General features: G+C 64.9%; 26 protein-coding genes and 1 tRNA gene. 14 read left to right on the plus strand and 13 right to left on the minus strand.

Annotated features, from left to right (window positions below):
• Positions 1-179 precede the first annotated feature (179 nt).
• Together AB7245_RS41905 and AB7245_RS41910 are read left to right on the plus strand one after the other, a co-directional pair.
• Positions 180-1205, plus strand: a complete 1026-nt coding sequence (locus tag AB7245_RS41905) for a helix-turn-helix domain-containing protein (protein ID WP_085401914.1) — start codon at positions 180-182, stop codon at positions 1203-1205.
• A gap of 129 nt (positions 1206-1334) precedes the next feature.
• Complete coding sequence (locus AB7245_RS41910) at positions 1335-1958, plus strand: HAD family hydrolase (protein ID WP_244623344.1); 624 nt, start codon at positions 1335-1337, stop codon at positions 1956-1958.
• 24 nt (positions 1959-1982) lie between these two features.
• On the opposite strand, the gene AB7245_RS41915 is transcribed toward AB7245_RS41910, so the two are convergent.
• From AB7245_RS41915 to AB7245_RS41940, 6 genes are all read right to left on the minus strand, one after another.
• Positions 1983-2951, minus strand: a complete 969-nt coding sequence (locus AB7245_RS41915; protein ID WP_071909320.1) for an ABC transporter ATP-binding protein — start codon at positions 2949-2951, stop codon at positions 1983-1985.
• Positions 2948-3943 carry an ABC transporter ATP-binding protein gene (locus AB7245_RS41920; RefSeq protein ID WP_014491616.1) on the minus strand — a complete coding sequence of 332 codons (996 nt, stop codon included), beginning with the start codon at positions 3941-3943 and terminating at the stop codon, positions 2948-2950. Before AB7245_RS41920 ends, AB7245_RS41915 begins: the two co-directional genes overlap by 4 nt.
• The gene (locus AB7245_RS41925) at positions 3943-4860 is read right to left on the minus strand and encodes an ABC transporter permease (RefSeq protein ID WP_014491615.1); all 918 of its coding nucleotides are present in this window, start codon (positions 4858-4860) and stop codon (positions 3943-3945) included. Before AB7245_RS41925 ends, AB7245_RS41920 begins: the two co-directional genes overlap by 1 nt.
• Complete coding sequence (locus AB7245_RS41930) at positions 4826-5785, minus strand: ABC transporter permease (RefSeq protein ID WP_063985816.1); 960 nt, start codon at positions 5783-5785, stop codon at positions 4826-4828. Before AB7245_RS41930 ends, AB7245_RS41925 begins: the two co-directional genes overlap by 35 nt.
• Before the next feature lie 29 nt (positions 5786-5814).
• Positions 5815-7605: a peptide ABC transporter substrate-binding protein gene (locus AB7245_RS41935; protein WP_085401912.1), complete on the minus strand. Its 1791-nt coding sequence runs from the start codon at positions 7603-7605 to the stop codon at positions 5815-5817.
• Positions 7606-7866: 261 nt separating this feature from the next.
• The gene (locus tag AB7245_RS41940; RefSeq protein ID WP_085401958.1) at positions 7867-9285 is read right to left on the minus strand and encodes a M20 family metallopeptidase; all 1419 of its coding nucleotides are present in this window, start codon (positions 9283-9285) and stop codon (positions 7867-7869) included.
• A 284-nt stretch (positions 9286-9569) separates the two neighbouring features.
• On the opposite strand from AB7245_RS41940, the gene AB7245_RS41945 reads away from it, so the two are divergent.
• The 3 genes from AB7245_RS41945 (at position 9570) to AB7245_RS41955 (ending at position 11936) form a co-directional block, all read left to right on the plus strand.
• The gene (locus tag AB7245_RS41945; RefSeq protein ID WP_085401911.1) at positions 9570-10541 is read left to right on the plus strand and encodes a S1C family serine protease; all 972 of its coding nucleotides are present in this window, start codon (positions 9570-9572) and stop codon (positions 10539-10541) included.
• A gap of 35 nt (positions 10542-10576) precedes the next feature.
• On the plus strand, positions 10577-11647 hold the full coding sequence (locus AB7245_RS41950; protein WP_085401910.1) for a phospholipase: 1071 nt from the start codon (positions 10577-10579) through the stop codon (positions 11645-11647).
• Positions 11648-11729: 82 nt separating this feature from the next.
• The gene (locus AB7245_RS41955) at positions 11730-11936 is read left to right on the plus strand and encodes a hypothetical protein (RefSeq protein WP_085401909.1); all 207 of its coding nucleotides are present in this window, start codon (positions 11730-11732) and stop codon (positions 11934-11936) included.
• Between the two features lie 78 nt (positions 11937-12014).
• Here AB7245_RS41955 and AB7245_RS41960 read toward each other — a convergent pair whose 3' ends face one another.
• From AB7245_RS41960 to AB7245_RS41970, 3 genes are all read right to left on the minus strand, one after another.
• Positions 12015-12674: a DsbA family protein gene (locus AB7245_RS41960; RefSeq protein WP_028147336.1), complete on the minus strand. Its 660-nt coding sequence runs from the start codon at positions 12672-12674 to the stop codon at positions 12015-12017.
• A 98-nt stretch (positions 12675-12772) separates the two neighbouring features.
• Entirely contained in the window at positions 12773-13249 is a 477-nt protein-coding gene (locus AB7245_RS41965) for a PaaI family thioesterase (RefSeq protein WP_085401908.1), read from the minus strand.
• Positions 13250-13252: 3 nt separating this feature from the next.
• Entirely contained in the window at positions 13253-13678 is a 426-nt protein-coding gene (locus tag AB7245_RS41970) for an acyl-CoA thioesterase (protein WP_014491606.1), read from the minus strand.
• A gap of 111 nt (positions 13679-13789) precedes the next feature.
• On the opposite strand from AB7245_RS41970, the gene AB7245_RS41975 reads away from it, so the two are divergent.
• On the plus strand, positions 13790-14338 hold the full coding sequence (locus AB7245_RS41975) for a TetR/AcrR family transcriptional regulator (RefSeq protein WP_085401907.1): 549 nt from the start codon (positions 13790-13792) through the stop codon (positions 14336-14338).
• Positions 14339-14378: 40 nt separating this feature from the next.
• Here AB7245_RS41975 and AB7245_RS41980 read toward each other — a convergent pair whose 3' ends face one another.
• Entirely contained in the window at positions 14379-14870 is a 492-nt protein-coding gene (locus AB7245_RS41980; protein ID WP_063985822.1) for a hypothetical protein, read from the minus strand.
• Positions 14871-15069: 199 nt separating this feature from the next.
• On the opposite strand from AB7245_RS41980, the gene AB7245_RS41985 reads away from it, so the two are divergent.
• Together AB7245_RS41985 and AB7245_RS41990 are read left to right on the plus strand one after the other, a co-directional pair.
• Positions 15070-15357, plus strand: a complete 288-nt coding sequence (locus AB7245_RS41985; RefSeq protein ID WP_085401906.1) for a PsiF family protein — start codon at positions 15070-15072, stop codon at positions 15355-15357.
• A 101-nt stretch (positions 15358-15458) separates the two neighbouring features.
• Positions 15459-16544 (plus strand): AbrB family transcriptional regulator, encoded by a 1086-nt coding sequence (locus AB7245_RS41990; RefSeq protein WP_085401905.1) that lies wholly within the window; start codon positions 15459-15461, stop codon positions 16542-16544.
• Between the two features lie 169 nt (positions 16545-16713).
• Here the strand turns inward: AB7245_RS41990 and AB7245_RS41995 are convergent, their stop codons facing one another.
• Positions 16714-17253 carry a disulfide bond formation protein B gene (locus AB7245_RS41995; protein ID WP_085401904.1) on the minus strand — a complete coding sequence of 180 codons (540 nt, stop codon included), beginning with the start codon at positions 17251-17253 and terminating at the stop codon, positions 16714-16716.
• Positions 17254-17411: 158 nt separating this feature from the next.
• Between AB7245_RS41995 and AB7245_RS42000 the strand changes: the two genes are divergently transcribed.
• Both AB7245_RS42000 and AB7245_RS42005 read left to right on the plus strand, forming a co-directional pair.
• Positions 17412-17496: transfer RNA gene (locus tag AB7245_RS42000), tRNA-Leu, on the plus strand.
• A 192-nt stretch (positions 17497-17688) separates the two neighbouring features.
• Positions 17689-17991, plus strand: coding sequence for a hypothetical protein (locus AB7245_RS42005; RefSeq protein WP_085399474.1), 303 nt, complete (start codon positions 17689-17691; stop codon positions 17989-17991).
• Between the two features lie 35 nt (positions 17992-18026).
• Here the strand turns inward: AB7245_RS42005 and AB7245_RS42010 are convergent, their stop codons facing one another.
• On the minus strand, positions 18027-18488 hold the full coding sequence (locus AB7245_RS42010) for a DUF6314 family protein (protein ID WP_085399475.1): 462 nt from the start codon (positions 18486-18488) through the stop codon (positions 18027-18029).
• Positions 18489-18613: 125 nt separating this feature from the next.
• Between AB7245_RS42010 and AB7245_RS42015 the strand changes: the two genes are divergently transcribed.
• The gene (locus tag AB7245_RS42015; protein WP_439035657.1) at positions 18614-18844 is read left to right on the plus strand and encodes a hypothetical protein; all 231 of its coding nucleotides are present in this window, start codon (positions 18614-18616) and stop codon (positions 18842-18844) included.
• A 7-nt stretch (positions 18845-18851) separates the two neighbouring features.
• On the opposite strand, the gene AB7245_RS42020 is transcribed toward AB7245_RS42015, so the two are convergent.
• Entirely contained in the window at positions 18852-19811 is a 960-nt protein-coding gene (locus tag AB7245_RS42020) for an AraC family transcriptional regulator (RefSeq protein WP_135215746.1), read from the minus strand.
• Positions 19812-20108: 297 nt separating this feature from the next.
• On the opposite strand from AB7245_RS42020, the gene AB7245_RS42025 reads away from it, so the two are divergent.
• The 3 genes from AB7245_RS42025 to AB7245_RS42035 all read left to right on the plus strand — a co-directional run bounded on the left by AB7245_RS42025 (position 20109) and on the right by AB7245_RS42035 (position 23648).
• On the plus strand, positions 20109-20351 hold the full coding sequence (locus AB7245_RS42025) for a hypothetical protein (protein WP_063985829.1): 243 nt from the start codon (positions 20109-20111) through the stop codon (positions 20349-20351).
• Between the two features lie 24 nt (positions 20352-20375).
• The gene (locus AB7245_RS42030) at positions 20376-20627 is read left to right on the plus strand and encodes a GCG_CRPN prefix-to-repeats domain-containing protein (protein WP_085399477.1); all 252 of its coding nucleotides are present in this window, start codon (positions 20376-20378) and stop codon (positions 20625-20627) included.
• Positions 20628-20900: 273 nt separating this feature from the next.
• Entirely contained in the window at positions 20901-23648 is a 2748-nt protein-coding gene (locus tag AB7245_RS42035) for a DUF2235 domain-containing protein (protein ID WP_135215747.1), read from the plus strand.
• The last annotated feature ends 54 nt before the right edge of the window (positions 23649-23702 follow it).

The following is a 23702-nucleotide window of genomic DNA, read 5'->3' on the forward strand; positions in this document are numbered from 1 at the left end:
GCGCGGCTAACGCGGTGTGCACATGCGGCACGTCGGCGCGCGCCAATTCCTGCCCACCATCGCTTGCGCACTGATTTCTGAATGGCTACATCCCGAGGCGATGTTGGGGGGCCGCCGGACTTCGACGATCGGGTCCATGCGGCACGGCCTCATCGTGGGGCAATGCAGACGAGACGGCCGTGAACGAGACCATGCCGGCGGACATCCCGGGGCGCGGGGTGGACGCGCTGAGACAGTTGCGCGCCATGACAGCCGACATCTGCGATGTCGTTCCGCTCACCACGGAGGACGACTTCCATGTCACCACCGTGACGATGATGACCCGCAATGCGTTGCTGGTCGATACCCGCGCGACCGATCAGGAATACGACCGGACGCCCGCGCACGTCGCCCGCGGTGCGATGGACCACTTTCAGATCACCTTGTGTGTCGAAGGCGAGATGCGGTTCAGCTCGGGCCGGCGCGAGGTGACGATGGGGCCCGGCGCCATCTGCCTGATCGACATGGCGCAGCCGAACCGGACGGTGTTGCGCGGCGGCGGCAGTCGTACCCGCCTGATGGCGATCATCCTGCAACGCGCCATGCTGGCACCACGGCTTGCTCATCCGGATTCGGCGACGGCTACCTTGCTGCCGTCAAACCATCCTCATACGCGCCTGCTTGCCAGCCATTACGCGGCGCTTACGCTGCCACCCGAGCCCGAGGCGGGCAGCGCCGAGGCTACGATCGACGCGATCGCCGACATCGTTGCCGCGGCCGCCGGCGGGACCGCCGACATTGCGGCCGGAGTCGAACGCGCCGAGCGGCATCTTTATCTTGCGGTGATCAAGCGCCGCATCGCGGATAATCTCGAGACCGACGCGCTCACCGCAGACGAATTGTGCCGCCACTTCCAGATCTCGCGCGCGACCCTCTATCGGCTGTTCGAGGCGGATGGCGGGCTCTCGCACTATGTGAGGGAGCAGCGCCTCAATCTCGCTTTCCGCCAGCTGATATCGCCGTCCGCGGAGGACACGCGGCTGATCGACCTCGCCGTCGGCATGCGCTTCAGCAGCGATTCCACATTCATTCGCGCATTCCGCCGCAAGTTCGGCTTGACGCCGGGCGAACTGAGGGAGCTGGCCGACAATTGGCTCCGCGAGACCGGTGCGGTCCCGACCATCGACACGGTGCTGCATCAACTGGCCCGCCGCCGCACCTCGTAGCCATGAAGCTGCTACGCTCGACACCAGTATCGCAACGTCCGGCCTTTGTGCCCGGATTTGTCGCCCGCGTTCCAGTGGGATATGACTTTGAGCACGGCCGGATGTTTCGGTCCGGCCGGGAGCGTTCCCGTGCCTGACGAGATCAAGCTTGTCCTCTTTGATATGGACAATGTCCTCTGCGAATACGACAGAGGAAGGCGCGTCGCGTTTCTGGCGGAGCTTGCGGGGACCACCAGTGAGTTCGTCTACAAGGCGATCTGGGAGAGCGGATTCGAGCTTCTAGGCGACTCCGGCACCCTCGATGCCGCCGACTATTTGCGGGGATTTGGCGAGCGCATCGGCTATCCCCTGTCGCTCGATGAGTGGGTGGAGGCACGCCGCCGTTCGATGAAGGCCGATCGCGCGGTGCTGGAGATTGCCCGCCGCCTGCATGAAACCGTCGATGTTGCCGTCCTGACCAACAATACCACGCTGGTCGCCGACCATATCGACACGCTGCTGCCGGAACTGCGTCCGCTGTTCGGCTCCCGCATCTACACGTCGGCCCGGTTCAAGGCGGCCAAGCCGGACCCGCGCTGCTATCGCCTCTGCCTGTCGGAGCTACAGAGGACGCCGCAGACCGTTCTGTTCGTCGACGACCTCGCGGCAAATGTCGCCGGCGCGCGGGAAGCGGGCCTCTCCGCGCATCATCACACGTCGGTGGAGGCTTTCCGGCAGGCCCTTTCGGCGCACGGCCTGCTCAGGGACGGATGAACGGGCGCACCGCCTCGCGCGACGTCAGGCGAGGTGGCACGCCACGAAGTGCCCGCCCGCCCCTTCCTTCAGCTCGGGTGCGCTTTCCGCGCAGCGCGGCTGGGCGATCGGGCAGCGGGTGTGGAAGTGGCAGCCGGATGGCGGCTTCATCGGGCTCGGCACGTCGCCCTTGAGGCGAATGCGTTCACGCTTCAGCTTGGGATCGGGCACCGGCACCGCCGACAACAGCGCCCTGGTGTAGGGATGCTGCGGATTGCGGTAGAGATCGCTCGCTTTCGCCAGCTCGACGATCCGGCCGAGATACATCACGGCGACGCGGTCGGAGATGTGCTCGACCACCGACAGGTCGTGCGCGACGAACAGATAGGTGAGGTTCAGCTCCGCCTGGAGATCCTCCAGCAGATTGATCACCTGCGCCTGGATCGACACGTCGAGCGCGGACACCGGCTCGTCGCAGACGATCAGCTTCGGCTCGACCGCGAGCGCCCGCGCGATCACGATGCGCTGGCGTTGGCCGCCCGAGAATTCGTGCGGGTAGCGGCGCATGTGCTCGGCCTTGAGGCCGACCTTCACGAGCAGGCTGGCGACGCGCTCCTCGCGCTCCTTGGCCGACGACCCGAGCTTATGGATGATCAGGGCCTCACCGAGGATGGCGCCGACCGTCATGCGCGGATTGAGCGAGGCGAACGGATCCTGGAACACCAGCTGCATGTTCCGCCGCATCGCGCGCAAATCATTGCCGCTGAGCTGGCGCACGTCCTGGCCGTCGAACACGACCTCGCCGTCGGTCGGCTCGATCAGGCGCAGCACGCAGCGGCCGGTGGTGGACTTGCCGCACCCGGATTCGCCGACGAGGCCGAGCGTCTCGCCGCGGTTGACCGAGAACGAGACCCCGTCGACCGCATAGACGCTGCCGACCTGGCGCGACAACAGGCCGCCGTGCACGGGGAAATATTTCTTCAGGCCGCTGACGCGGAGCAAGGGCTCGGTCATGCCGTGCCTCCCAACTGCGTATCTCCCAAATGACAGGCCATGCGGTGGCCGGGCGCGATCTCGCGCAGCAGCGGCTCCTTCTCGGTGCAGACGTTCATGGCAAACTTGCAGCGCGGGGCGAAGCGGCAACCGACCGGCGGATTGATCAGGATCGGGACCGAGCCGCCGATCGCTTCGAGCCTTGTCTTGTGCTCGCTGTCGAGATCGATGCGCGGGATCGAGCGGATCAGGCCCTGTGTATACGGATGACCGGGATTGCCGAAGAGGTCGTCGACGAGCGCTTCCTCCACCACCTTGCCGGCATACATCACGACGACGCGCTGCGCGGTCTCGGCGACGACGCCCATGGCGTGGGTGATCAGCATCACCGCCATGCCGAAGCGCTCCTTCATATCCTGCAGGAGGTCGAGGATCTGCGCCTGGATGGTGACGTCGAGCGCGGTGGTGGGCTCGTCGGCGATGATCAGCTTCGGCCTGCAGGCAAGCGCCATCGCGATCATCACGCGCTGGCGCATGCCGCCTGAGAACTGATGCGGATAGTTGTGCACGCGGCCTTCGGCGTTGGGGATCTGCACCAGCTTCAGCATCTCGATGGTGCGCTCGAGCGCCTGCTTCTTCGTCACCGCTTCATGGCGGCGCAGGCTCTCGGCGATCTGCTCGCCGATGGTGAGCACCGGATTGAGCGAGGTCATCGGCTCCTGGAAGATGAAGCCGATCTCCTTGGCCCTGATCTCGTCGAGCTGACGGCTCGTCAGCGGCACGAGATCGCGGCCCTCGAAGATGATCTGGCCCGCCGCGATGCGGCCCGGCGGCATGGCGATCAGCTTCAGGATCGACATCGCGGTCACGGTCTTGCCGCAGCCGGATTCGCCGACGACACAGAGCGTCTCGCCCTTGTTGATGGAGATGTCGACACCGTCGACGGCCTGCAGGATGCCGTCGTCGGTCGAGAAGTGGGTTTTCAGCCCTTTGATTTCCAGCAGCGGCGCCATCAGATCACCCGTCGCGCATCGAGCGCGTCACGCAGGCCGTCGCCGATGAAGTTGATGGCGACCACCGCGATGAAGATCGCGCCGCCCGGAAACAGCGCCCAGTGCGGGCCGATGTCGAGGAAATCCTTGGCATCGTACAAGAGCCGGCCCCAGGTCGGCGTATCCGGCGGGAAGCCGAGGCCGAGGAAGGACAGCGTCGATTCCGCGATGATGGCGGCAGCGACGTCGATGGTGCCGGCGATGATCACGGGACCGAGCGCATTGGGCAGGATGTGCCGCACCACCTGGCGCACCGGACTTGCGCCGAGCGCACGGGCGGCCTCGACGAACTCCTTCTCGCGGATCGACAGGAACTGTGCGCGCACCAGCCGCGCGACCGGCATCCAGCGCAAGCCGCCGATCACGAGCACGATCAGGATGAAGATGCCGCCCTCGGGACCGAACATCTGCTTCAGCCCGTCGCGGAAGAGATAGATCAGCAGCAGCAGCAGCGGAAGTTGCGGCAGGGACAGGAAGAGATCGGTGAGCCACATCAGGCCGTGGCCGAGCGCGCCGCGCGACATGCCGGCGAGCGCACCGATCAGGACACCGATAAAGACCGAGACCAGCATCGCGGCAAGGCCGACCGCGAGCGAGATGCGGCCGCCATAGATCATGCGGGCCAGGATGTCTTGCCCGAGATCGTCGGTGCCGAACGGATGGGCAAGCGACGGCCCCTGCATGCCCGCCACGATATCGATGTCGTCGATCTTGACCCGCCAGACGAAGGGGCCGGCCACCACCGCCAGGATCAGAATGAGGAGCAGAAACGCACTGACCACGGCGAGCTTGTGGCGGCTGTAGCGCCGCCACATCTCGCGCCAGGGCGAGTAGACGCGCCGCTCAGCGGAGGGAGATGCGAGGGTCAAGCCAGCCATAAAGGACGTCCGCGATGAGATTGAACAGCACGACGAGGCACGCGAAGACGAAGGTAACGGCCATCACCACCGGCGTGTCGTTGGAAAGGATGGAGGAGATCAGCAGCGAGCCGATGCCGGGGATGCGGAAGATCTGCTCGGTGACGATGGCGCCGCCGAACACGGCCGGCATCTGCAGCGCAATCAGGGTGACGACCGGGATCATCGCGTTTCGCATCACGTGCTTCACGATGACCGTGGCCTGTCCGAGGCCCTTCGCGCGCGCCGTGGTGACGTAGTCGAGCCGGATCACGTCGAGCATCGCCGAGCGAACGAAACGCGTCATCGACGCCGCCTGAAACAGACCGAGCACCGCCACCGGCATGATCGCCTGCCGGATCATCTCCAGCACCCAATGGATGCCGGTGCCCTTGATGTCGGTCGTATAGACGAAAGGCAGCCAGTCCAGCGTAACCGAGAAGATCAGGATGAACAGAATGCCGGTGAAGAAGGTCGGCAGCGAGAAGCCGACGAAGGCGAGCGTATTGGCGATCTGGTCGAACAGCGAATAGGGCTTTGTTGCCGCATAGACACCGACGGGGATCGCGATCAGCAGCGCCAGGATCTGCGCCGAGCCGATCACGTAGAGCGTCGCCGGCAGACGCTGGAGGATCAGCGTGTCGACATTCATCCGGCTGACGAAGGAGAAACCCCAGTCGCCGTGCAGCATCGCGTTGAGCCAGTGCAGGTAACGGAGGTGGATCGGATCGTCGAGGCCGAACTTGGCCCGAAGTGCGGCCTGCACCTCGGGCGGGACGTTCGGGTTCGTCGCCAGTTCCGAGAACGGATCGCCTGGCGCAAGCGCCAGCACGACGAACAGCACAACCGAGATTCCGAGAAGACTCGGAATCGCGATCAGGAGGCGACGCAGGACGTACTGACTCATAGGGAAAGACCCCGTCTAGAGCTGGGGGATCATTCCTCGCGGTACCAATCGTGCAGATTGTCGGTTTCGTTGGCCCAGCCGCTGATGATCGGGCGCAGATTGTTGGCTGCCGCTTCCACCTTTAGGCGATGCTGCGCCGGGATGAACACGGTGTCCTGGAACATGAGGTCGTTGGCCTTGATATAGTGCGCCGCGCGCTTGACCGGATCCATTTCGCCTTCGGCTGCTTCGATCGCTGCGTCATAGTCCTTGTTGACCCAGCGCGGGAAGTTCGTGCCCTGCCACTTGTTCTCCTTCGTGGCGACGTTGGTCGACAGATAGCGGCGCATATGCTGAGACGGATCCGGCTGGCTCAGCGGGATCTGGAACATCTGGAGATCGGCGTAGAAATGCGCGTAGGTGTCGGGGTTGGCGACATCGGAGGAGAAGAACACGGACGCCACCACCGACTTCAGCTCGACGTCGATGCCGGCCTTCTGACAGGCCTGCTTGACGATCGCCTGGGTCTTCTGACGCGGTCCGTTGATCGAGGTCTGGTACAGAAGCTTCAGCTTCTTGCCGTCCTTCTCGCGGATGCCATCCGCGCCGGGCTTCCAGCCGGCGTCGTCGAGCAGCTTCGAGGCCTTCTCGATGCTGAATTCCCAGGTCGTGTTCTTGGAGACGAACTTCTCGGGACCGTTGAGGAAGTTGGCGGTGGTGCGGCCGGCGCGGCCGTAGATCGCCTTCTTGATGGACTCGCGGTCGACCAGCATCGACAGCGCCTTGCGTACCGCCGGATCGGAGAACAGCGGATGCTTGGTCTTCATCGAGGAGCGCTCGCCATCGACCTCGGTGTTCGGATCGGTGAAGTTGAGCGCGATGAATTCGGTGTCGCCGCCCACGGCATAAACGGTCTTGCCCTTGCCGCCCTTTTCGAGGCGCAGCAGCACGTCGTCCTCGACCTGGATGTTCCATCCGAAATCATATTCGCCGGTCTGGATCACCGCGCGCGCCGCAGAGACGGCGTCGCCGCCGCCCTTCATCTCGACCGTGTCGAAATAAGGCCGGTTCGGCATGTGGTAATCGGGATTGAGCTGGCCGCGGACGAGATCGCCCGGCTTGAACTCGACGAACTTGTAGGGGCCAGTGCCGACCGGCGAGAGGTTGGTGGGCGCTTCCCGCGATTTGGACCCCTTGTAGTCGGCGAACAAATGTTTGGGGATGATGGTGTTGGGAGCCCCGACAAAGGCGTCGGCCCAGAACGGCGTCGGCTTGTTAAAGAGGATGCGAACCGTGAGGTCATCCACCTTCTCGACCGTGATGTCGCGGAGCGTCGCGATGGTCAGGGCGGAGGTCGCCGGATCCCTGGCATATTCCCAGTTGAACACGACGTCATCGGCGGTGAACGGCTTGCCGTCATGCCATTTGACGCCTGGTTTGAGCTTCCAGGTCACCGACTTGCCGTCGGCGGCGAGGCCGCCGTTCTCGATCGAGGGAATTTCGGCCGCCAGAACCAGCTTCATGTTGCCGTCGGGATCCCAGCAGGCGAGGGGCTCGTAGAACAGGCGCGCGCCGTCCTGGTCCTTGGTGCCGGTGGCGAAATGCGGATTGAGCAGGGTCGGCCCCTGCCACCACAGCAGCTTCAGCGCACCGCCGCCGCCGCGCTTGGTCGGCTTGTAGGTCTGGGCACCTTCCGCCATGGCGACGCCGCCGAGCGCGAGGATCTGGTTGGCGAGGGGGGCGGTGAGGCCGACCGCGGCCATACGCATGATGAAGGCACGGCGGTCCATCCGGCCGTCCTTCACGTCACCGATCATCGAACGCAGTTCTTTATCCAGCATGGTTGTCCCCCGTCTGGTTCCCGTATGGATGCAGGCAGCCGCACCGCGGCCGCCGGGTTTTTGCTGGCGGTAGATGGCACACCGAATAGGCCGCGCGTCAACTGCGACCATGTGTATGCAAACGGTGTTCTGGCTGTCTGTTGGGCAAAACTCTGTTCCGCAGCCCAAGCGTTCGGCAATCCGGCGCTAAATCGCGCCGGAATCCACGTTGCACTGCGGAAAATTTGTTCGCGGCATCAGACGAAGTATCGAGGCGAAATTCTACGCCACGGACATGGTCAGCGGCGGCGCGACGTGGTCCGGCAGCGGGCAGACATAAGGTGTCTTGGCGGTCCGCTTCTGCAAGTCCGCTTTCGCGGCCTTGATCAGCTCCGGATCGGTCAACGCCTTGATGCCGATCCCGGCCATCGCCTTGGCCGCCTGCACCATGGCCTTATGAGCGTGTCCGCTCTTGCCCTGCGCCACCACCTGCCAGGTGTGGAACGGCGTGCCGATTGCAACCGTCGGTGCGTGAACCTGCACGGTCGGCACCACCCAGCTCACGTCGCCGACGTCGGTCGAGCCGACCAGCGGGTTGCGCTTGGCATCGAGCGGCACCAGGAAGTCGGCCAGCGGCCGATCGGTCGGCTCCATGCCGATCGCGTAATAGACCGACGCGATGTCCTTGTCGCTGAGCGTCGCGCGGATCTGGCTGGCAAACCCCTTGTCGGCGTCGTCGAAATGCGGCGGCCCCAGCTCTTCCATCACCCGGTGCAAGGCCTGCTCCAGCGGCGTATTCGGCAGGATGTTGGAGACCGCGGAGATGATCTTCATCTCGACCTTGGTCTCGGTCATCAACGCTGCGCCTTCTGCGATCTTGCTGACGCGTCCGACCAGCTCGTTCATGCCGGGCAGATCGCGGGCGCGGATCGAATAGCGCACGCGCGCATGTGCCTGCACCACGTTGGGAGCGATGCCGCCGGTGTCGAGCACGGCGTAATGCACGCGGGCGTCGCTCGGCATATGCTCGCGCATGTAGTTCACGCCGACATTCATCAGCTCCACCGCGTCGAGCGCGGAGCGGCCGAGATGCGGCGAGGCCGCCGCGTGCGACGTACGACCGGTGAAGATGAAATCCGCACGCGTGTTGGCGAGCGACGGCGTTACCGCGACTTCCCAGAAGCTATGCGGATGCCAGGTGATGGCGATGTCGGCGTCTTCAAACACGCCCGAGCGCACCATGAAGGCCTTGGCTGCGCCGCCCTCTTCCGCCGGGCAGCCGTAATAGCGAACGCGGCCGGGCACCTTGTTCTCGGCGAGCCAGTCCTTCATCGCGGTCGCGGCGAGCAGGGCCGCGGAACCAAGCAGGTTGTGGCCGCAACCATGGCCATGGCCGCCGGTCTCGACCGGACGGTGCTCGGCGACGCCGGCCTCCTGGCTAAGGCCCGGCAACGCGTCATATTCACCCATGAAGGCAATGACCGGACCGCCCTCACCCCACTCGCCCATCACCGCGGTCGGGATGCCCGCGACGTTCTCGGTGACGCGGAAACCCTGGTGGCGCAGCTCGGCGAGATGCTCGGCGGCGGACCGCGCCTCGGTGTAGCACACCTCGGGCATGCCCCAGACCCTGTCGCTGAGGTCGATGAAACGCGCCTTGATCGTGTCGACGCCACGCCAGATGTCGCTGCGGTTATCCATGCTTCGGTCCGTGATCTCTTGGTCAAACGAAGCGGCAATGGTTAGCAGCTTCATTGCACCCCGCCTAGCACGTCGCGGGACAGCAGCCATGCGGCCGGTGCTGGATCGCGCGGCCGCTTGCCACCTGTGCGGGCGTCCTGTGCCTGTCGAAGATTTCACGCGGCGATCTCCGGAATAGTTGGGAACGAGGCTTTCAAGACGGCCTCCTCCAGCCTAAATTATGAGTGCTTCGCGCGTCGTTCCGCCGGCCAAGGCGGAGCAATGCTCTCAGCCAGGAGAACTCCATGCCCGCCCTGACCGAATGGAGAGTGCCGCCGGCCAATCAGCCGCGCGCGAGCGACTACGGTTTCGATCTCGACCGCTCGCTCGCGTCCGTCGTCGGCCTGCACGCCATCATCCCGCCCGACGCCTTCAGTGCCGAAACGCTGGGCACCGAACGCGCCGGCAACGGCGTCGTGATCGACAACGGGCTGGTGCTCACCATCGGCTACCTCATTACCGAGGCGGAATCGGTGTGGCTGCATCTCGCCGACGGGCGCGTCGTCGAAGGGCATGCGCTCGGTTTCGATTCCGTCACCGGCTTCGGCCTCGTGCAGGCGCTCGGTCAGCTCGACGTCGAACCCTTGCCGCTCGGCAACTCGGCGAAAACAAGGGTCGGCGACCGCGTCGTGGTCGGCGGCGCCGGCGGGCGCACCCGATCGGTCGCGAGCCAGATCGTGGCCAAGCAGGAATTCGCCGGCTATTGGGAATATCTGCTGGACGAGGCCGTGTTCACCTATCCCGCACATCCGAACTGGGGCGGCACGGCGCTGCTCAACGAGCGCGGGGAGCTGATCGGCATCGGCTCGCTGCAGCTCGAACGCGAACGCGAAGGCAAGGCCGAGCACGTCAACATGATCGTGCCGATCGACCTGTTGAAGCCGGTGCTCGACGATCTGCGCAAATTCGGCCGCGTCAACAAGCCGTCGCGCCCCTGGCTCGGGCTCTATTCGACCGAAATCGACAACCGCCTGGTGGTGATCGGGATTTCCACCAACGGCCCGGCCGCGCGCGCGGAGCTGAAGACCGGCGATGTCATCCTTGCGGTGGACGGCCAGGAGGTGACGAGCCAGACCGCCTTCTACAAGACGATGTGGGCGCTCGGCGCCGCCGGCGTCGACGTGCCGCTGACCGTGCATCATGAAGGTGTCACCTTCGACGTCACGGTGACGTCGACCGACCGCTTCAAGCTCTTGAAGGCGCCGAAGCTGCACTGACGAGATCGAACCGACATCAGGCAAGGAAAGCGGCGATGAGCGAGGCCGTCGTTGACGACATCGTGACCGTGCTGCCGCCGCTGCTCAACGCGCTGGAAGCACTCGGCTTCTTCACCCGGAATCTGCATCCGCCGGCCTTTGCCTCGGTGATGAATGCGATCGGCGCGCCCGACGCGGCGCTGCAGGCGGCGCACGCTGCGATCGGCGCCTGGCCCGAGCAGTTCACGGGGCTGCGCGAGCGGCTCGACCGCGCCTGCAACGAGACGCTCGCCGCCTTTGCCGGCATACGCGAGGTCGAGCGCGGCAATGGCGATCTCGTCGCGGTCTTCCGCGCGCTACGCCATCTGCCTCGTGCGCAGGAGGCGCTGTATCCGCTGTCGACCCAGTTTCCGCCGGTGAGCAGCTTCTTCCTCAATGCCGCCAATCGCGAGAATGACGATCTGCTGGCGCGGCTGGAAGCCGGCGCGGGCGAACACACCGGCATCTTCCACGACCACAACGAGCCCGGCAGCCGCGGCGGCTTCTCGGTCTATGTGCCAGAATATTATTCGCCGGAGCGCGCCATGCCGCTGGTGATGGCGCTGCATGGCGGCAGCGGCAACGGCCGCGGTTTTCTCTGGAGCTGGCTGCGCGATGCCCGCAGCCTTGGCGCGATCCTGGTGGCGCCGACCGCGACCGGCCCGACATGGGCGCTGATGGGCGACGATAGCGACACGCCGAACCTCATGCGCATTCTCGATACGGTGCGCAGCCGCTGGACCATCGACGGCTCGCGCCTGCTGCTGACCGGCATGAGTGACGGCGGCACCTTCTGCTACGTCACCGGGCTCGACGGCGCCTCGCCCTTCACGCATCTCGCGCCGGTGTCGGCGACCTTCCATCCGCTGATGGCGGAGATGGCGGACGCCGTGCGCCTGCAGGGGCTGCCGATCTTCATCACCCACGGCAAGCTCGACTGGATGTTTCCGGTACAGACCGCGCGCCAGACGCAGGCGGCCCTCTCCGCCACCGGCGCCGATGTCACCTATCGCGAGATCGACGACCTCAGCCACACCTATCCGCGCGAGATCAACGCAGAGCTGCTGGAGTGGCTGAACCGCGGATGAACGGGTCGTCCTTATCTGCGCCGTACTGCCGCGGAACCATCACTCCGGGCCGACGTTATCGCCCGTCACCGGAGGTTCGCAGATGCAGACGTTTTTCGGAATGATTTTGGGCGCGCTGCTGCTCGGTTGCGGCGTGTACGTCTATGACTCCATGCAGACGTCGTCGGTCGCCAATGGCGAGGTCGCGACGTCCAATCGCACCATCGTGAACTGGGACGTCGCCAAGGCCGATTGGGATGCGCTGCGCGATCGCGCGCACAAGGACTGGGTCCGCATCTCGTCGAAGTAACGACGCCGTATCACGAACAAGGCGCCGTCGCGGGTCCGCGGCGGCGCCTTTGTATTGACGGCGATCGATGCGGTCGCGTCAGTTCATCTTGGCCTTGCGGGCATCGGCGATGACCTGCTCGAACTCGGTCATGCTGAGCACGCCCGGCACGCGATACTTGCCGACGATGAAGGAGGGGGTACCGCTAAAGCCGAAGGCTTCGGCCTGCTCGTTGTTGCGCTTGAGGACGGCGTCGATGTCCTTGGCACGGTCGGTGAGATCGCGCTTCAGGCGGTCCATGTCGACGCCGGCGGCAGCGAGCAGCTCGTTGATGCGCGGCTCTGTCAGGCGCGAGCTGACACCCATCATGGCATCATGCGCCTGATGGTATTTGTCCTGGAATTTTGCCGCGAGCGCGATCCGCGCCGCGGTGACCGAGACCGGCCCGAGGATCGGCCAATCCTTCATCACCAGCCTCACCTTGCCGTCGTCCTGGACCACCTGGCGCAGCTCCGGTTCGAGCTTGCGGCAATAGGGACAATTGTAGTCGGACCATTCGATAATGCTGATGTTGCCGTCGGGATTACCGGCGACGGGAACATCGGGGTCGCGCAACACCTTGGCTTCGGTCAGCACCTCGTCATCGGCGGCGGCCGCGCGCGCAGAGGTGATCCGACCTGCCGCAAGGGCACCAGCCCCGATCAGCGTCAGCGCCGCACGCCGCGTCGCCACGAGGCCCTTGTTCCTGAATCCAGCCATATCTCGTCCCGTTTCGGTCCCATCGCTGCAAATACGGTTCGCGACCGGGACCTGTTACGCGTCATATAGAGCGTTGCGGGCGCGATGTCATCGCCATGCTATGCGCGGATCGCCGCCGGCGCTGGCGAAGCCGCCGCGCGGGGCAGCATCGCCATCAGCGTCCCGGTCATGGTGGCGATCAGCGTGGTGTTACCCTCGTGCTCGGCAAAGGCCCGGGCCTCGCAGAAGGTGAGCGTGCGGCCGGGCTTGACCACCTCGGCCTTGAAGACGAAGCGCGTGCCGCGGGCGGGTGCCAGCAGCGTGGTCTTGAACTCGACGGTCAGGATGTCGGCCTCGCGCGGCATCAGGGTGAAGGCGGCGACGCCGCAGGCATTGTCGAGGCCTGCCGTGATGATGCCGGCATGGACAAAACCGTTCTGCTGCGTGAAGGCCGCCGAATGCAGCATGGCCAGTTCGACCTCGCCCGGCGCGAGGCGGACGATCACGATGCCGAGCGTGCGCATCGCCGGCTGGCCGTCGAACATGGCAATGGTAGCAGCGCGATAGCCCGGATTTTTCGGCTCGAACGCGGCCATGGCTCAGGCCTCGGCCGGCTCGGCAAGATGCTGCAGAGCGACCGCGCGGATCGCATCCGTGAATGGCGCCGACTTCCGCTGGCTGCGGTCCATGTGCACGCCGGTGATGTCGCAGAACGCGGCGATCTCGCCGGTCTCGGCATTGGTCATGTCGTGCCGGAAGCGGATCGACTTGTCGCGGACCTCCAGCAAATGGCTGCGGATCTCGACGATGTCGCCGGCAAGCAGCTCCCGCCTGTAGGTGATGTTCTGCTGCACGGCGGCCATGCCGCGGCCGGAAGAGCGCAGATAGCTCGGCGTCAGCCCGAGGCGGGCGAACAGATTCCAGTTGGCCTCGTCGAACTTGCCGACATACCACATGATGTTCATGTGACCGACATGATCGCACTGCCACGGATAGACCGTGCCGCGATAGGTCGCCTCCTGCATCGCAATTCCTCCTGCTGTTTTTCCATCCTCTGATCATTGATACGGTAGCGTATCAGCGCCTCCTCGCGTTAGCAATACGGCACCGTATCAAGAACCGGTGAGGCTTCCTTCATGAACGACGGCAAGGGCGATGTCTGGGTCGAGGCAGGGTTTACCGAGCTTGCCCGCTCGGGGGTCGAGGGTGTCAGGGTCGAGGTGCTCGCCAAGAATCTCGGCGTCACCAAGGGCGGCTTCTACCGCCGCTTCGCCGACCGTGCCACGCTGCTCGATGCCATGCTGGAACGCTGGCGCGAGGGACGCGCGGCGTCGATCGCGCAGCAGACAAGCCTCGATGGACAAGAGCCCCGCGAGCGGCTGAAGGCGGTGATCCAGCTCTATTCCGAGCGGCTCAATCCGGAGGGTATGGCGATCGAGCTCGCGATCCGGCAATGGGCCCGCTCGGACGAAAACGCCGCCACGGCAGTCGCGAGCGTGGACGCGGCGCGGCTCAAGCACGTCGCCGAGCTCTACCGCGCCACCGGCCTCGAGGCCGAGGCGGCCGAGGCGCAGGCCTTCCTTTTCTATTGCTTCATCTTCGGCCAGAGCTTGCTGTTCGTCGAGCGCGGTCCGCGCAAACGCTCGCAGCTCGTGGCGAAGTCGGCCGAGAAGCTGTTGGGCTAATGGCCGGAGCTTTGCTCCGGCCATCGCATCATGTCGAAGCTCAGGCGGCGCCCTTCAGCTTCTTGTTGCACTCGCTGTAATAGCCGCCGCCCTTCTCGATCCACTTCATGCCGCCATTGCCGTTGGTGGTCTTGTTGGCGTTGTACTGGTCGACGCAGGTGTGGAGGCGCGCCTTGCCGGCGGTCTCCTTGGCGTATTTCGGATCGACGGCGTTCGGATAGATCGCAGGTCCGGCCGGCAGGGTTGGCGCGGCAGCGGGGGCCGCCTCCTTCTTCGCCTGCTTCGGCTCGGCGGGAGCGGCGGGCGCAGCCGGAGCAGCGGCGGCCGGCGCGGCGGCAGGCGTCGCATCCGCTCCGCACTGGGCCTTGCGGAAGTCATTCCACTTCGTTGTGCCAAGCGAGCCGTCCTTCTTGGCGGCCTGGTATTTCGCACTGCACTCCTGCGAGGTCAGCGCCTGCGCCGGCGCGCTCGCGACCAGCGCGGCAAAGCCCGTCAATGCAACCGCACACAGCAATTTTGATTGAATGGTCATCCTTGGTCCTCCTCCTTGGTCTTCCCCGACGGAAGCGAAACGAGGATTGCTATCCTAGCGTGCCGCCCGGCCGCGACAAGGAAGCGATGGCGCCTGCCGCCAAAATATAGTGATCCCCCCGGTTCGGATTATTCATGTCGCGTTCAGCAAGGCGAGCCGACGTTCCCAACCCTCCGCAATCTCGCAAGAGTGCACCACCATGACCTTCACGTCTCGCCTCGCCATCGTCGCCCTGACCTCCCTGCTCGCCACCGGCACCGCCTTCGCGCAGACCGCCGCGCCGGCTGCCAAGACCGACGCCAAGACCACAACTGCCGCCGCCCCCGCCGACAAGAAGGCGTCGAAGGAGCGCTCGGCGGAGTCGCTCGAATGCTCCAAGCAAGCGGACGCCAAGGCACTGAAGGGCAAGGAGCGCAAAAAATTCCGCCGTGAGTGCATGAAGGAAGCGAAGGCCGGCACCGCCGCCCCCGCCGCCGACAAGAAGTAAATCCGTCACACTACGGCTCGCGAGCATCCGTGAGAGGCGCGCGCATTGCGGCATGACGAGGCTGCAATTGTGCGCCTCTCGTTGATTTGCGATAAGGTGGCGTGAAGCAAATCACCGCCTCCCTGCCGTTCGAATGGCCAAGCCGTGCCAAGATCTTGAGCACGGTGGAGACGCTCGTCATCGGCACCGCCGGCGGCCTCGTGTTTCTGGTCGCCGGACTTCCCGGGGGACTGATCTCGGGCTCGATGATCGCGGTCGGGATCGCCGCGATCGCCGGCCGCCAGCTGGCACTGCCGCCGATCCTGACCCAGACCGTGCTGGTGCTGCTCGGCATTTCACTGGGCTCGGTCGTCTCGCGCCACCTGCTGCAACAGGTCAGCGCCTATCCCCTCACCATCGGCCTGCTTGCGCTCGCGACCTTCTGCTCGACCTTCGGCTCGAGCTATTACCTCCAGCGCATTCATGGCTGGGACCGCACCTCGGCCTTCCTCGCCGGCAGCCCCGGCGCGCTGTCGCAGATCACGATCCTGGCGGTCGAGCGCGGCGCCGACCTGCCCGGCATCGCGGTGGTGCAGACCCTGCGCGTGATCATCCTCACCGCGGCGCTGCCGATGGTGCTCGCGTTCGCGGGCGTGGCGCCCTCCGTCGCGCCGTCGCTGACGACGACGATCGCCTCGCCGCTCGAGCTCGTGGAGCTGGTCGCGGCCTCGCTGGCCGCGGCGCTCCTGCTGCGGCTGATCAAGTTTCCGGCGAGCTGGATGTTCGGCGCGATGATCGCCTCCAGCGTGCTGCATGGCGCAGGCTGGGTCGAGGGCGGCCTGCCGAACTGGGTGCGCGGCGTGGCGCTGATCGGCATCGGCGCGCTGATCGGCAGCCGTTTCGCGCGGATGCGGATCAAGACGCTCGCCGGCCACATCCATGCGGCGCTGGGCTCGTTTGCCGTGGCCATCGCCGTCTCGGCCATCTTCGTCGGCATCGTCGCGCTCACCGCGCAGGTGAAATTATCGGATGTCGTCGTCGCCTTCGCGCCGGGCGCGATGGATGCGATGCTGGCGCTCGCGCTCACGCTGCACATCGACCCGATCTTCGTCGGCGCCCATCATTTGTCGCGCTTCGTGTTCGTGACGATCGCGACCCCGGGCATCGTGCACCTGTTCGGCCGCACGCAGGACGATGTGGATGATTAGCGAAGCGCCGCAGTCGTAGCGGAGCTCCGGTCTCGTAGGATGGGCAAAGGCGCGCTAGCGCCGTGCCCACTATGCTCCCGCAATATCGCTAAAAATGGTGGGCACGCTTCCGCCTTCGCTCTTCGAGCTACGGCGGACAAGTCGCTTTGCCCACCCTACGGCAGCTTACCTAACGCCTCGCCGTCCGCAAAAATCCCCACGCCGCGATCGCGGCCATCAACAGCGAGATCAGCACGTTGTAGCCGGCGAGCGAAAGGCCGAGAAACCGCCACTGCACCTCGTCGCAGCGCACCACCTTCACGGTATCGAGCTTGGACAGAAGGTCGGCGGCATTGCCGAGATTGATGACGGGACCGGAGCAATCGGTCGGGCCCTTCCAGAAACCCCATTCGACGCCGGAGTGGTAGGTGCCGAGGCCGGCATTGGCGAGTGTCGCCAGCGCGAGGATCGCAAGGCCCGCGAGCAGCAGCGGCCGCGGCGCCCCGCTCCGCGCCGCAAGCGCCGTGAGCACACCGACCGGGATCGCGAGATAATAGGCGTAGCGCTGCTCCAGGCACAGCGGACAGGGCAGGATCTCCAGCACGAGCTGGAAGAACCAGGCGCCGGCGATGGTCGCGGCGGCAATCAGCGTGACGAGCACCGAGGCGGTCAGCGCGGGACCGGTCCCAGCCGGCCTGAATGCAGGTATTGCGGCACTCTGGGTCGTCACGGCAGCCTCTTCCGGATGGGTCGCTTTCTTAAGGCTCTAACCCCGGCCCAGGCGGCTGTCGAGAACGGCCGGGATCACTTTGGCGCGGGTTGACCCTGCCCTGTCCATGGCTATAGTCCGCCCGCTTTGCGAGGCCCTTTTCCAGGGGCCGACCGGGAGCCCCTGTGGCGGAATTGGTAGACGCGCTCGACTCAAAATCGAGTTCCGCAAGGAGTGCTGGTTCGATTCCGGCCAGGGGCACCAGCCTTCGCTGCTTCGCAGCTACGGCTGGGCGAGCCGGGCGGAGGTCTATCCATGCGAAGCAGGGAAGGCTGTCCCGCCGAAGCCTTGGCGAAGGCGGACTAGATCAACGAGTCCGGTATTTCCCTCCCCTTCCAATCGTCACATCCTACCTGTATAAACCGGTAGCTTCTTCTGTAACTCGAAGGAGCTCACATGAACGACCTGCATACGTGGCTTTCGCAGCAGCACCACGGCCTGCGCACCTTCCGGACATTTCAGCAAAAGCTCGAGACGCTCGGCCGGGACGATCCCGCCCAGCGCGGTCTTTGCCGCCTGTTGAGCGGCCTCGTCGGCAGCTATGTCGAGGCCTTTGACGAGGAGCCGCTGCCGGTCGAAATCGCCGATGGCGCATATCAGCGTCTGCTAACGCTGGTCGAGAGCATCGATATTCACGGCGACGCCGACCGCCGGCTCGCCGACATCAACCGCGTGGCGGAGAGTGAGCTCTGGCGGTGAGAGGCGGCACGGCCGTCGCCATCGCCCCGGCTTGATCACGCGAGACGCGTGTAGGTCGTGTTCATCGTGTAGTCCTTGCGTGGACCCGATACGACATGACGGACGACGAACGTTCCATCCGGCCGAAACATGTAGGCCGACTGATAGTCGTCGTGCTTGCAAAGATGGCGCGCACGTCCGCTCAGCTCTCCCCCGGAAGATGCGGACAATGAAATCTCGTGAAACAGCCGCGGCGGATCTTCCCTGAAGAAGACCTTGAATCCGCCCTCGCTGTTGCTGAAGACGTATTCGCGTTCGGCCTGCACAATGGCGCCGTTCGCGAGCTTCAGATGTCCCTGCTCGCGATAGGCCAACCGCCCCCCGTCCAGTGGCGTGAAGATCGCGATACCCTGCATCGTAGCCTGGCCTTCGATGACACGGTTGAAGGACCACGAGCCGATCAGCCTTTTCGTGACGTCCGAGGCGTCACCCCAGCCGTCGATCATCACTTCATTCATATCTTCAGACCTGCGCAATTAACCAGCCGGCCCAGCCTCTCAGGACCCGCAGCCGGGAGTTCGACTTCAGCGAGCCGATACCTATATCCTATCGCAACGAAATGGTGATGCAGTGAGCAGCTTCGATGGCCAGGAGACGCACGACGGAAGCGGACGCCGACGACCTCCCCCGCTATTTCGTCTGGGTCCGGGGCCTCGAAGGCCCCGAGCCGCAGAAATGGATGGCGATGGATTTCGGCATCGGTGACTGGAAGCGGCCGCAAGTGCTGGCCTTTCTCGAGCTGCCGGAAGGCGAACGGCTCCTGCCGCTGTCAGCGCTGGCGCGCCGCTATCCGCCACCGAGGGTGGAGACCTAGCGCTCTCTCACTTCCCCCTCGCCGCGGTCGGCGTCAACCCAAACCGCCTGCGGAAGCAGCGGTTGAAATAAGAGAGATCGTTGAAGCCGCAGGCAAAGGCGATGTCGCTGATGCGGCCCTCGCGATGTGCCAGGAGGTCGGCGGCCTTGCGCAGACGCAGCTCAGTGAGGCGGGTGGTGAAGCTGGCGCCGGCCTCGAACAGCAGCTCGTTGACGTAGCGCTCGGAAAGGCCGCCGGCGGCGGCAAGCTTCTGGGCGGAAAAACCCGGCTCGTGGAAGCGCGCCTCAAGAATCGACAGCACGGCCTTGAGCCGCACGGCGCGCAGGCCCCCGCGTCGCGCGGCAGTGGCGATATCGCTGCGGGCACCGAGACCGATCGCGGCAAGGTCGAGCAGATGGCCGGCGATCGCCATGCCGGCCTCGTCGGCGGCCGTGGGATTGCGGAGGAGGAGATCGCTGTAATCCATCGCCAGCAACAGCGCGCCGCCGGGCTCGAGCTCGCAGCCGACGAGATCGTCGATGTCGGCGACCATCGCGCGCAGCGTATCGACCGGCAGATGCACGTTGGTGAAACGCTTTTGGCTCGCGCCGTCGGCCGCGAAGAACGGCTCGTCCAGCTTGAGCAGCACCATCGCTCCCGGCCGCATGGTGAATTCGCGGCCACGATGGATCACCTGAGACGGAAGATCTCCGGTGTTGCGCGCGAGGCAAAAGCGGTCGTCGCCGGTCTCGATCACCTGGCGCTTCTCGCGCCGGACCGTGACGAAGCTGCCGTCGCAACGGCCGAGCATGGTGGTGCCGATATGGATCGAGTTCATCGTGGCGCGAAACGGCACGTCGGACGCCGGATCGAGCTCGCCGGTGTTGGAGAAATGCTCGAACAGCTCCGCGAAGCGGATGAAGCGCTGCCGGTCGGACAAGTCCTGTGGCAGCATCTCGGTCGAGAGCGACTTCCTGATGACGGACATCGAGAACGACTTTTCGAGAATGGCTTTTCTAAGTTCTTAAAAAAAGGCTTGGCGCTCGCCGAACCTCGCACGCCAAACAGACGCCCGCAGAAGACCAGCATACCGCAAGCTATCAGCACGCCAACGTGAATCAAGCCGCGCCGGTCAGTCCAAGCTGCGACGGCGCTGGCGCCGGACAGTCCAAGACGCCCCACACAAGCGGGCCCTATTCAGGCAGCGGATGCGGCACGCCACACAAGGACTGCATCCGGGCAAACGGGCGGCCCCAGCCTGACGCCCGCTGGAGGAGACAACGACATGCGAACCTCTCTACCCCGCAGCCTCGTGCTCGGCGGCGCCATCGCGACCAGCCTCTGCATCGGTTACGCGCTTGGCGCGCAGCCGCACATGGACGAAGCCATCGCGATCCTGCAATCGGCCCGCGCCGAGCTCGGCAAGGCAGAGCCGAACAAGGGCGGTCATCGCGAGAAGGCGATCGGGATGATCGACCAGGCGATCGCCGAAGTACGCGCCGGCATCGCGTTCGCCGCCGGCCATTGAAGCAAGGGCATTCGGGAGGAAGACATGATACGCACCCTGTTTGCCACGGCTCTCACGCTCGGCGTGATCACGGGCGTTGCCCAGGCCATGCCGCTCACCCTGCTCAACGCAGGCGCGAACGGCGACGTCATCGCGGTCGCCGGCGGCTGCGGCCCCGGCTGGCACCGCGGCCCCTATGGCGGCTGCCTCAGGAACTACGCCAACCCCGCCGCGCATGCCTGCCCGCGCGGCTACCATATCGGCCCCGGCGGCGCTTGCCGCGGCAATGGCAGGTAGGAGCTGAACACTCCGCCTCTCCCCGCTCGCAGGGGAGAGGCGTCCGCCGACATCACGCCTCTCGCCACCGGCACCAGCAAGACCAAACGTTTTCGTAACCGTCATGCCGCGGCGTCCGACCGCGGCAGGGCGGCGGCGCGATCCCGCTTGCTACCTCAACGGGACTATGCACAGAATGCACCTGTTTTTCATAACACAACCATTGATTGAAATCGTGGAGTGCTGAACGGCTCCAGCCCGAAGTGCTTCACCGTCGATTGCCAGAGGGGCCCCATGACCCAGCATGATGGCGCGCAGAATGGTGATTCTGCCAGACCCAAGCACACGCATGACGATGCAAGCGCCGGCGGGACGACCGCCACCACCCTGTCGAAGCGCAAGCTGGTGCTGTTCGCCGACGGCACGGGCAACGCGTTCACCGCCCAGGAATCCAGCGTCTGGCGGCTCTATGAAGCGCTCGACCACACCCAGCCGGACCAGATCGCCCACTACATCAAGGGTGTCGGCACCGCCGGCTGGGCGCCGCTCGCAGCCATCGACGGCGCCACCGGCATCGGCGTTCCCTCCAACGTCCGCAAGCTCTACCGCTTCCTGTGCTGGAACTGGCGCGAGGGCGACGAGATCTACATCTTCGGCTTCAGCCGCGGCGCCTTCACTGCGCGCACGCTGGCGGCGCTGATCGCGAGTCAGGGGTTAGTGCCGGCGGAAATCAAGGGCGAGCCGGTCTCGCATGCCGAGATGGAGCGCAACGCCATGTCCGCATGGCGGGAATACCGCAAGGAATCGGTGGGCTATCGCAGCCTGCCGACGATCTGGATTACGCGCTGGATTCGCGACCTGCTGCTCATCATCTACCATTTCGTCTGCGGGCACCGCTCCTATTGCACGGTCCGCAAGGCCATGGCCGGCCGCAAGAACGTCAAGATCGAATTCCTCGGGCTGTTCGACACCGTCGAGGCTTTCGGCGTACCGATCGAGGAGCTGCGCGTCGCGATCGACTGGGCAATTTGGCCGATTTCGTTCCGCAATCACCGGCCCTCGCGCAAGGCGAAGCACATCTGTCACGCGCTCGCGCTCGACGACGAGCGCACCACCTTTCATCCGCTGCGGATCGACCAGAGCCGTCTAGCGAATGACCAGACTGTCAAGGAGGTGTGGTTCGCGGGCGTCCATTCCGACATTGGCGGCGGTTACCCGGAATCCACCCTCTCCTTCGTTCCGCTGGTCTGGATGACCGAGCAGCTCGGTGGCCAATTGCGCTTCCAGAACGGCACGATCGAGCGCTTCCGCGAGTATCAATCGGCGATCGGGCCAAAGCACGATTCACGCAGCGGCGCCGCCGTGCTTTACCGCTACGGTCCGCGGCCGATCCTCGAAGGCGATGTGAACGGCGGCAAACCGGTCGTTCACTTCGCCGTGGTCGAACGAATGCTGTTCGGATGCGACGATTATGCGCCGATCATGCTGCCGGCGAACGCGCGGGTGCTGATGCCCGACGGAAGCATCAGGGAGCTCACCAATGACGGCGCGCACCAAGCCATGCATGACGCCTACGCGAAGAAAGCGAGGCGCCCGATAAGCAAGGAGGAATCCGACGCCTTCACTGGAATGAAAGCGCCAGACGCGGACATGGCGAATCTGGCGCGCGGCGCCGTGTGGTGGCGACGCGTGGCCTATTTCTCGCTCCTGATCATGACGGGCATCATCGCCGCCTGGCCGTGGATCGCCCGCAAGATCATAGATACATCCGGCAAGAGCCTGCGCGATTTTGTCAGCAACATCGACTGGGGTTTCAGCGCCATACTCGGCTCCGTCGCGAACCTGCTCAAGAACGTGTTGCCCTCCTATGCGGGGCCATGGCTCAATATCGCACTCTATTATCCTGTCGCGACCGCACTCGTCGTGCTGGTCACGTGGTGGGTCTGGAGCATCAACGCCTCGCTGCGTGATGGCATCCAGGAGCGGGCGCGACTCGCCTGGTACCGGCCGGAACGGAAGGCGAGCGCAAAAAACCTCAGCCGGATGAGTTTGTTGTTCAGGTTTGGCGGTTTGATGCAGCGAAATGCGCGGTGGATGAGCTTTCCGTTCACCAAGATCATCTTTCCCATCGTCTCCATCGTCGTCATCTACGCCGCGGCCTTGCTGATCGCCTCGAGCAGCTTCTTCACCTGGCGCGTCGCGACCGGACAGGTTTGTGAAACCCCGGAAACAAAAGCCGCAGAGGCGAAGAGAAAGGGAGCGAACGTCGCGGTAGACATTCCGCCTGCCAAGCCGGTGGGCGACAACGCGCTTCCTGCGGTCGAGCTTTTCAACGTCAACCAGTTCTGTTGGGCAAGCAGGCTCGCCGTGGAGAAGGGCCGCAAATACCGGGTCTGGATCGATATCGACCAACGCTGGTTCGACCGCACGATCATGACCGGCGTCACCGGATTCCAGACCTACGAAAACCACCATTACCTCGCTCTCCCGACCCGGCGACTGTTCGGCGCGGACTGGTTCCAGCCGGTCGTACGCGTCGGCGAGAAGGGCCTGAACGATCAGCCGCTGCAGGCCATGAACGTGATGTCGGCAGATGAACTGCCGCGCCGCATTGACCCGACCCTTCCCGAGGAAAATGCTCAGGATGAGCCAAAAAACAGATATCCCGTCCGCATCGAAAACGCTGAGGAATCGAGCACGGACGATGCGGCGAAGCTGACGACACTCAAGGCTGACATCGCGAAGATGGGCACATTCGATGCGCTTCCGCCAGACGAGTCGGCACGCAAGGTCTGGGACACGCAGAAACTTGCAGACCGGATGGTGGCCGAATTCACCGCACCTGATTCCGGCGAGCTGTTCTTCTACGTCAACGACGCCGTGCAGATCGTCCCGGGCTTCCTGCGATGGCTGGCCCCGGCAAAATACGTCGACTATTTCGGGCCGGACGAACAATACTACAAGAACAACAGCGGCACGGCGCGGATCACGGTACAGCGTCTGCCCGCGCCGCCGACGCCATCGGCTGCGGCAAAGCAGTAGGCGCCGGCCACACCGGAGCGGAAGAGTGACAACGCCCCCATGATTATGGGTGTC

This window comes from Bradyrhizobium sp. 604_D8_N2_3 (assembly GCF_051810765.1).
GTDB classification, from domain to species: Bacteria; Pseudomonadota; Alphaproteobacteria; order Rhizobiales; family Xanthobacteraceae; genus Bradyrhizobium; species Bradyrhizobium barranii.